Source organism: Fimbriimonadia bacterium (assembly GCA_039961735.1).
Taxonomy (GTDB): Bacteria; Armatimonadota; Fimbriimonadia; order Fimbriimonadales; family JABRVX01; genus JABRVX01.
Map to the genome: position 1 here is coordinate 1 of JABRVX010000023.1, position 8,489 is coordinate 8,489.

Annotated in this window: 9 protein-coding genes; 5 read left to right on the forward strand and 4 right to left on the reverse strand. The window is 60.7% G+C overall.

What is annotated here, in order from left to right:
- Both HRF45_07760 and HRF45_07765 read left to right on the forward strand, forming a co-directional pair.
- The coding region (locus HRF45_07760; GenBank protein MEP0766417.1) for a hypothetical protein at positions 1 to 211 on the forward strand (211 nt) is incomplete at its 5' end.
- Positions 212 to 226: 15 nt separating this feature from the next.
- Positions 227 to 910, forward strand: a complete 684-nt coding sequence (locus HRF45_07765; protein MEP0766418.1) for a type II secretion system protein — start codon at positions 227 to 229, stop codon at positions 908 to 910.
- Between the two features lie 105 nt (positions 911 to 1,015).
- Here HRF45_07765 and HRF45_07770 read toward each other — a convergent pair whose 3' ends face one another.
- Entirely contained in the window at positions 1,016 to 2,317 is a 1,302-nt protein-coding gene (locus HRF45_07770; protein MEP0766419.1) for a hypothetical protein, read from the reverse strand.
- A gap of 4 nt (positions 2,318 to 2,321) precedes the next feature.
- On the reverse strand, positions 2,322 to 4,034 hold the full coding sequence (locus tag HRF45_07775; protein ID MEP0766420.1) for a DUF1573 domain-containing protein: 1,713 nt from the start codon (positions 4,032 to 4,034) through the stop codon (positions 2,322 to 2,324).
- Between the two features lie 147 nt (positions 4,035 to 4,181).
- On the opposite strand from HRF45_07775, the gene queF reads away from it, so the two are divergent.
- The gene (gene queF / locus HRF45_07780; protein ID MEP0766421.1) at positions 4,182 to 4,529 is read left to right on the forward strand and encodes an NADPH-dependent 7-cyano-7-deazaguanine reductase QueF; all 348 of its coding nucleotides are present in this window, start codon (positions 4,182 to 4,184) and stop codon (positions 4,527 to 4,529) included.
- Here the strand turns inward: queF and queC are convergent.
- Entirely contained in the window at positions 4,511 to 5,203 is a 693-nt protein-coding gene (gene queC / locus HRF45_07785) for a 7-cyano-7-deazaguanine synthase QueC (GenBank protein ID MEP0766422.1), read from the reverse strand. The genes queF and queC overlap by 19 nt on opposite strands.
- Before the next feature lies 1 nt (position 5,204).
- Positions 5,205 to 5,726 carry an inorganic diphosphatase gene (locus HRF45_07790; protein MEP0766423.1) on the reverse strand — a complete coding sequence of 174 codons (522 nt, stop codon included), beginning with the start codon at positions 5,724 to 5,726 and terminating at the stop codon, positions 5,205 to 5,207.
- Positions 5,727 to 6,252: 526 nt separating this feature from the next.
- Here HRF45_07790 and HRF45_07795 point away from each other — a divergent pair.
- Both HRF45_07795 and HRF45_07800 read left to right on the forward strand, forming a co-directional pair.
- Complete coding sequence (locus HRF45_07795; GenBank protein ID MEP0766424.1) at positions 6,253 to 7,194, forward strand: hypothetical protein; 942 nt, start codon at positions 6,253 to 6,255, stop codon at positions 7,192 to 7,194.
- A gap of 238 nt (positions 7,195 to 7,432) precedes the next feature.
- On the forward strand, positions 7,433 to 8,164 hold the full coding sequence (locus HRF45_07800; GenBank protein ID MEP0766425.1) for a hypothetical protein: 732 nt from the start codon (positions 7,433 to 7,435) through the stop codon (positions 8,162 to 8,164).
- The last annotated feature ends 325 nt before the right edge of the window (positions 8,165 to 8,489 follow it).

Here is an 8,489-nt window from a genome sequence, read left to right on the forward strand (position 1 = left end):
GGTGGGGTGTGTGCCCGTCTTCGGTGGGGGTTCTCGTGCCTACCTAGCTAACGGCTACGAGAAGTACGAGCGTGCGGATGGGCCGGGGGTAGTTACCAAGCCATGTGAGTGGTATACCTACTTCAAGCCAACCTGCACCGGTGAGCGCCTGGGACCGGACAGCGAGCAGAAGCGGTGCTGTGACTGGCGGATCGCTTCGAGCGGGCAATAGCCGAGGAGGTCTGCGGTGGCGAACAGGGGAATCACTCTCGTCGAATTGCTTGTCGTAATCGTGATACTGTTGGCACTCGCTGCTGTGGTGGTGCCGGTGACACACATGGTCCGGTCCCGCAGTCTACTGTCCAGTTGTGGCAACAACCTGGGCCAACTCGGCAAAGCGGTGGCGATGTACGCCGATGATTACCATGGCTGGCTGCCGTGCTATCTGGTTCAGGGCGCACACTATACGAGCATCCTTCGCGACGGCTCGCAGTTGCCTCGCAACTACGACGGCAAGCCGAAAGAGTGGCGGGATTCGCTTGCGAAGTACACTAGGTCCACCGAGGTTTTCTGGTGTCCGGCGGACCGCTTTCGCGGCCGGCTGGCTCAATCGGTCTCCGACGAGCCGCAGGATGCACGAAGACAGCTCTACACTAGCTACCTCATCTCTTCCCTCCTCTGGGCGAGAAGACCGCATCGTGTAGACCCCGCGGGGAATTTGCGGGTCCGTCTGTCGGCGCTGCCTCTCGGCCCCTCCAGGACAATCTATCTCGTGGAAACCGTCTGGCCTCCCGAGCGACGAACTCCCCAAGGGACAATAACATACGATTCGCAGCATGGACAGGTGGAGAACCTGCTGCTCTTGGACGGCAGCGTGCGAAGCCTGCGAATCGGCGAGGAAATCCCATGGGCCATCGAACCGCCTCAGTAGGCCTGGGCTATCCAGTGCTGCGAAGGAAGATATCTCATGGGTTAGGGAGCCGTGATGACGGCAGTGGCCAGTGTGTCGGCTCGGGCTGTCGTCATGCCGCGCCCGTTAGTGCTCGATCTGCTTCCAGTACTTTTCGAAGTCGAAGCGCGGGCTGTTCTCCGCATCGTGGCAGGTGATGCAGTTCTTCTCTCCATCGGTCCTCAGCGACACGTTGTAGTCTGCCACGTGCTTGCTGCCTGGTCCGTGGCACGACTCGCACCCAACGTCTTTCAGTTCCGGGGTCTCCTTTGCACTCACGAAGCCCCCGGTGTACTTCATCCCGACAACGTGGCAGTACACGCAGTCGGGATCTAGGTCATGTTTCACGTCTTGCAAGGTCTTGTAGGCGTGGGAGTGCTTAGAGTTCTTCCAGGTCTCGTAGGCCGAGTCGTGACACTCGCCACACAGCTTCGACCCGACGTACTTTACGCTCTCGGGCATCGGCTGCCGCGGAAACTCGGCCATGAACCCGCCATCACGAACCGCTTCGATGTACATATCCCGAATGGCAGCGGTCTGCTTGTCGTTGGCGAACTCCGGTCCGAGGTTGTGCCTCGACACCGTCACCGTCGTGCCAATCCTTGCCTCTCCCACGGCGCGCCCTCGGTCCCCCGCGTACACCAGCCGCACGCCCTCTACGGTCAACGGTTCTTTCCAGGACCCGCCCGCATCGGAGTACACGATGAGCTTCAGCCACGGCGACTTCCTGGCGATCTCCTTGGCCTCCTCCACATCCCCCTGATAGAGCAGAATCGCCGCCGAGCCCGCGGGGAGCGCAGCCTTCGCCCGTTCGAGTGCAGGCTCCACCGGCCCAAGCCTATAGCCCGGGCACGTGGCTTCCACCAACTGCGCTTTGGAGGGAGACAGCACTCCCACTACCATCAGAGATCCGCCCTTACCGTCCTCACGAAGCGCATGCTCGGGGAAGGGGTGAGCGCCAGTCTCGTCCACCAGGTTTCCACACAACAACGGGACCTTGTAGCTCTGTGCGACCGTCTGCAGGAGTGGGATGCCCATCGCCAAGTCTTTGGCCCCCAGGTTCACCGCGGCGTACTTCAGCGCCTGAAAGTATGCCATCTGCACAGTCAGCTTGAGCTCGGACTGGCGGCTCACGACGTCCACCAGGTCGCCGTTCTCGACGGGCACGAGCCGCGGATCCTGCAGGCGCTGGCGTATCAGTGTGGCCCTGCGTGATAGGCCACCCATCTGAGGCGAATCGCAGCCGCAGGGCTCCAGCTTGCCCTTCATCTCTCCTGAGAAGATGACGGTCCAGTCGGACTCCGTTGCAGCCTCTTTGGGCGCGAGACCGCTGAGCAGAAGCGCCGAACAGCAGCCGACGACAGCAGCCGCGATCCACCGAAGGGCCAAGTGCCTAGCTCCCCTCTCCGCCGTCCTCGACGTTCAGCCAGACCGTAAGTGGTATCTTGGCCTGTTTCGGGCTATCCGTGGTCACGAGCACTCGCACCGCGCGCAGTCCCTTGGTTAGGTTCTGCTTCGGAGTCAGCCACAGGCGGTACCTGTGTCCGTCATCCAGGCTCTCCTGCTTCACTTCGATCTCATCGGAACTGACTTCGACGTCGAGGATCTTGAACGCGGCACCCTTCTGCTCGAGCTGTACCACTCGGCGGTCGGACTGCCCGTCCTTCACGCTCATGTGCACGACTCCCGGCGTCACCTGAATCCCCTTGCTCAGCCGCAGGGAATAGGTCAGCATCGGCGGGCTCGTCAGCGTCGTCTCCACAGTGACGCGGCCCTGCATGAAACCGCCGTGGCCCTCGGTCACAGGAATGGTGACCCGAACGATGTATCCCTCGTGCTCCTTCTCTCCGATGTCCGGGTAGTCGGGTGAAGAGAACTTGCGTGTACCCTTCTCGAAGGTGGCCTTGTACCGCTCCGGCTGGCAGGACACCTGTTTCACCTCGAACGACTTTCCCGTCGGCGAGTAGACGAAGAACTCATGGACCGTGTCTTGGTCTATCAGGAGCTCGAGCGAAGTTCCGCCCGGAGGGAAGGTCGCCACATCCCGTTCGACGATCGCTTCCACATCTATGCGGACATAGGGGGTTTCGGGGTCGTTGGAGTTGATGCCCAGCGTGCGAGTGACGCGGCCCGAGTACCGTGAGCTGTCCAGCGTGAACGATATCTTGCCCTTTTGACCGGGTGCAACGTTGGCATCGTATTCCTTGGTGACGCAACTGCAGTCCGCTGTTACGGAGATCTGGAGGGGCAGGTTGCCTTCGTTGCTGAAGTGGACTTCGGCGCTCTTGGGCTGCTCGGGACTCACCCGCCCCATGTTGACCTTCGTGTTCTCCACCTTGATCACCGGTGCCGAGAACTCCACAGTCTTCTTCTCACGCACCGAGGCAACGAGCTGCAGGTAATCCTCGATAATCTTCTTTACCGTCGCGGCTTCCTGGGGTGTAGGGGCGGTCCTCGGCAAGCCCATGGTAGGAAGACCCATCACTCCCAGCACCCCGGCAGTCGGTCGAAGCCCGACATAGCAACCGAATGTGCGCGCCGCCAACTGCGTGTACTGCGCCAACGAGTGCGGCGTGCCCTCCGGTCCGGCGTCGGTGTAGATCAGGGCCTGAACCTGGCGCGGGCCGTCCGGGCCGGTGTACCACGCCAATTCTTGCCCCCCGATGCCTGCGACCGGTGTGTACGGAGACCCGGTCTGGATGAACAGGCTGTAGCCCTTCTTGACCATCAGCCGGATGTGAGGCCGCGATGGCGCGGAGCTCGGTCCGATCGAACCGACGTCCGGGACCTTCTCCAACTTCAGCACCCCGCCGAGGGCGGTTTCCCAGGCCTTCATGCCTGCCTCCAGCGCGCTCTCGATTGCGGCTCGCTCGGCAGCAGGGGCCTCGGTAGCGACGATCGAATAGCGAAGCTCGTTCAGCGGGACCCTCGCAGCATGCTGCGCCGCTGCGTCGAAATCGCTCGCTGCCAGTGCCTTCATGGTTCGAACGAGCTCGGCCCGAAGCGAGAAGTCGGTGACCTCCTGGAACGGCAGGTTCTGGTGCGGTACGGGGATCTGAAACGTAGCCAACGAAAGGACGGCGGAAGCTATTGCGCACATAAGCATATGGTCAAACTCCTAAGCCCAGCGGGCGAGACGATTCTCACGACACTAAAGCAATGATACGCAATCGAGGCCACCGCATGTAGCCGCCACCCTCGACACCGATAGCGTTCGCCAGGAACCTGGCTATAGCGCGAGTACAATTGCAGAATGTCCACAATCCTCGAGACGTTCCCCAACCCCTGCCCGGAACGTGACTACACCATCCGGCACGTCTGCCCGGAGTTCACTTCGGTCTGCCCTAAAACAGGCAACCCGGACTTTGCCACGATCACTGTCGAATACGTGCCCAAAGAACTCTGCATCGAACTCAAGTCGCTGAAGCTGTATTACTTCTCGTTTCGGGACCAAGGCATCTTCTACGAAGCGGTGGTGAACCGAATCTTGGATGACCTCGTGGCTGCATGCTCACCGCGCCGAATGACAGTTACTGGCGAGTTCAACGTTCGGGGTGGCATCAGCTCCGTGGTGACGGCGACCTACGACCACCGGACGTAGTCGGGGCGAACTCGATAGGGCAACGGGTCCGCAACACCAGCTTCCTGAAACCCGCGCAGCCGCAGGGCACACGAGTCGCAGACGCCGCAGGCAACTTCACTCTCCGAATAGCATGACCAGGTGAGGTGCAGTGGCGCGCCCAGCCGCATACCCTCCCGGACGATGTCGCTCTTCCGCATCGCGATGAGAGGCGTTGCCACGGTGAAGCCTTCGAGCCGTGAGCCGAGGGCCACCAGCCGCTCGAACTCATCGAAATAGGCACGGCGGCAATCCGGATAGCCGCTCGAGTCCTCCTCGACGGCCCCGATAAACACCCGGCACGCTCCGCAGACCTCGGCCCACGAGACGGCGATGGAAAGAAGATGGGTGTTGCGGAAGGGCACGTACGAACTCGGCGGCGACTGGGCCCGCAGGTTGGCCTCAGACACTGGGATGGTGGTGTCTGTCAGGCTCGACCCGCCTATCTCCGCCAGAAATCCGATGCTGGTCACCAGCCGCTCGGCGATCCCCAAGTGCTCAGTGATCTCCTCGAACGCCCGCAGCTCGCGTTCAGCCGTTCTCTGCCCGTAACCCACATGGAGGGCACCGAGACGCGACGTCTCGGTCCTGGCAATCGCCGCGGTGACGCAGCTATCCAGCCCGCCAGAGATGAGGACGATGGCGTCGAGAGTCATCCTATTCCCCCTGCGGCTTGTCCAAACGGAACTTGTTGATGAGCTGCAGCGCCACGTCAATATCCTTCCAACCCAGTACCTCGACCGCCTTCCACTCCAACGCCTTGTACACCTCGAAGAAGTGGATCAGCTCCTTGCGAAGATGGTCCTGGACTCCTGACAGAGATCGTGTGTCCGCAAACCTCGGGTCTCCTGCAGCGACGGCCAAGATCTTCTCGTCCGGCCCCTTGTCGTCCGCCATCATGAGAACCCCGACCGGGCGAGCGCTCACGACGCAAGCAGGAAAGGTCGCGTGGGTCACCAGCACCAGGACGTCCAGCGGGTCGCCGTCCAGGTACCGCGTGGTAGGGATGAAGCCGTAGTCGCAGGGGTAATGCAGAGGCGAGTAGAGCACTCTGTCCAGCCGCATGGTACCGGTTTCCGGCTCGTACTCGTACTTATTCGAGCTCCCCTTAGGAATCTCGATTACACAGTTGACCTCGGTCGGCGCGTTCGGGCCGATGGGGAGTTCGTGGAGTAGCATAGGCGTCTTATACCCGCGACGGGTACCTGCCCGTGGAACTGCGGAAGCGGGCAAGCATAACTTCTGGCAGGCAACTTTACCGCTTATTATGTATCAATACTAGCTGTACAATAACGATACTGGCTGTATATCATCCTTGATTACGCTATAATTATGCCTTCAGATTACTTTATTCTCCGAAGTTATCTGTTATCGTGATATAATGCTGGGCGGAGGGGTAGTCCGAAACGATGTACACGGCGTAGCGGCTGCCAGTGAGGTCGTGAGCCCTCGCTCTGCTGCTCTGCTCGACCTTCCCGGTCAAACCGGGACGTGCTGACTGCCGGCGGCACACGGTTCGAGGAGAGAGGAAGGAAGCGCGCACCGCCGTTCGCCACGGGAGGTTGAGAGCATCCCGATGTAGACGCGCGAGGGGAAGCGGAAAGCGAGTTCCAACCGTGGATCGCCGACCCATGCTGTGAGGCTCCAAGTGTGGAGCCGAGCCCTGAACCCATATCTTGCTTGATGTGAAGGAGTAGAAAACCTAATGTCAATCCTTACCAAGACACTGCCTGCTGTGCTGATGCTCTCGATGGTCGTCGGAGCCACGGCACAGACACTAGCCGAGAAGCCGTTGTCCAACAACGCGGGGTCGGTCTGGGCGAACTCAGGAGTTGATGCAGCCCAGGGTTGCCAGGAAGGCGATACCTACGTTCTCGAGATTCCGAACCTCATTTGCGCTGACCTCGGTCGCCCTGGGTTCGTCTTTCGGCCCGAGGTCATCAACCTCGATGCCCTGACGATCCGCGACGTCTTGGAGGCTGCCGGCACCGATATCGAGTGCGAGGGCTACACGCTGCTCGTGCAGGCCGTCCGCTTCGAAAAAAAGACGCCGTATTGGAAATGCACCGCGTTCGTGATGGGGCCAGGCTCCGGTCTCAACACAAACTTCGACACCGGCTGGAAGTACGCCGACAGCACGATGCTGAATGACCCAGTGTTGAACCGTGCCTTCGGCATCCCGCTGAGCCAGCCGGCGCTGGGTAACCGTGCCCTGCTGTTCTCGCCGCCCAACACCAAGTACACCATCAAGGTGGCCTACGTTCGACGCGACAATAGCACCGGCCGCACCGGGACGCCCGTCATCGCCGAGTACTGCGTGCAGGTCAAGATCCCCACGCGAGCTGACATCTACTGCGTAGTGGACTACTTCAGCACGGTGGCCGCGGGCGTGACCCAGAAGCCCAAGATCACCGAGGGCGTGAAGATCGGTCTCGGAGAGGCTCTGAGCAATCCGGACAATCTTGAGGCTCTGATCATGGTTGAGTACATCGTTGCGATGACCACGATTGACTTTGCCGTCCTGCGCGACGCGAAGCCTGCCGGCAAATACGACGCCCGCTGGTACGACGGCTACCTCATCGATACCGATGAGGAGCCCATCGCCTGCCTCTTGCTGGAAATGGCTGCAGCTGCTCTTTGGTACTAGGTCACTGAGCTTCTGCCGTGTGAGCAGGGGAACGGGGCAAACCCCGTTCCCCTGCCGGCTATGTGAGGAACCATGCCGACCCGGGGCCGCGTAGTCCATAATGTGCTCTGGGTTGCACTCGAACGTGGGCCGTAATGTAGGCCCGCCCGCCAACCCGAAGATTGCATCAGGAGCCGCCCGTTCAGGCATCCGAACGGGCAGGCGAGCACAATGGGAACCTAAGCTGGAGATCCAACCAATGAAACGCTTCTTGCTGCTGCCGACGCTCGTCGTCGCTTGCTGTTTGCCCGCGCTGCAGGCGTCTGCTCAGACGCCAAAGACCTTCTACACCGAGCTGAAGCTCTACCAGGCAGACCGACTCAAGATGACGGTCAGCATGTGGAAGAGCGGTGACCTCGTCCGCCGCGAGTATGAGACCACGCTCCACCAGTCGTACATCACGACCCCCAAGGGAACCTACGTGATCGTCAACCGCGCCGACCGCGGCGTTCGCCTTAACAATGACTCGCCCGCCCTGGAGGGCAAGTTGGTGGAGCAGTACGCCACCTGGCCCATGGAAGACGTCGAGAAGTTTCTGGAGGACTGGAAAGCCAAGCTGATCGGGAAGACCGAGATCAAGGTCGAGGGCAAGACCTACAAGGCGCTGAAGTACAACTACACACTGAAGGACGGCAAGACAGTAGCCTCGCTTTGGATAGAAGAGGCTACGCGGCGCCCGCTTCGCGTGCAGTGGGGTCAGAACAAGAACACGAACGTTCCTTTGAGCCAAGTCAAGGACCCTTCGACGATCGAGTATCAGACGCGGATTGACTTTGTGAAATACGCCAAGGGCCAGCCGGTTTCTGCGGATCTCTTCAAGCCGCCGACGACGGTCGTGGACATGGGTGACGGCAAAAAGTTGCTCGGTCCCCGCAACCGAGCACCCGGAGCAACTGATGAAGCGCCAACGGGAACCGGAGAAAAGCCGTAGACCCGGGTAGTTCAAGGCAACCAAAAGGCGGTATTCCGGGAGGGGCTCGACCTCTCCCGTTGTTTTGCGAGAATCTTCGCAATGATGCCGAGAGAGTACCGGGATTGTGCTGACAATCCGTCCAGTGCGCCGAACCTGCGATATAATTGCTTGCGAGGGGTAGCCGCTCCTCGATCGTGCGCCTGTGGTTAGGACGGTCGCGCTTGGAGAGCCAAGGCTCGAAAAGCGGGGTCGAGACGGGAAGGGAACTCGATGCATGGGCAACCGTGCGCCGATGCTCCAATCGTCGAATTTGCCAAGGATCTCCCAGCCACTCGGCGTGGGG

Excerpts from the sequence above, each read along its gene's own strand:
- HRF45_07775 (MEP0766420.1), bottom strand. The coding sequence starts at position 4,034 with ATGCTTATGTGCGCAATAGCTTCCGCCGTCCTTTCGTTGGCTACGTTT.
- queF (MEP0766421.1), top strand. The coding sequence starts at position 4,182 with ATGTCCACAATCCTCGAGACGTTCCCCAACCCCTGCCCGGAACGTGAC.
- queC (MEP0766422.1), bottom strand. The coding sequence starts at position 5,203 with ATGACTCTCGACGCCATCGTCCTCATCTCTGGCGGGCTGGATAGCTGC.
- HRF45_07790 (MEP0766423.1), bottom strand. The coding sequence starts at position 5,726 with ATGCTACTCCACGAACTCCCCATCGGCCCGAACGCGCCGACCGAGGTC.
- HRF45_07795 (MEP0766424.1), top strand. The coding sequence starts at position 6,253 with ATGTCAATCCTTACCAAGACACTGCCTGCTGTGCTGATGCTCTCGATG.
- HRF45_07800 (MEP0766425.1), top strand. The coding sequence starts at position 7,433 with ATGAAACGCTTCTTGCTGCTGCCGACGCTCGTCGTCGCTTGCTGTTTG.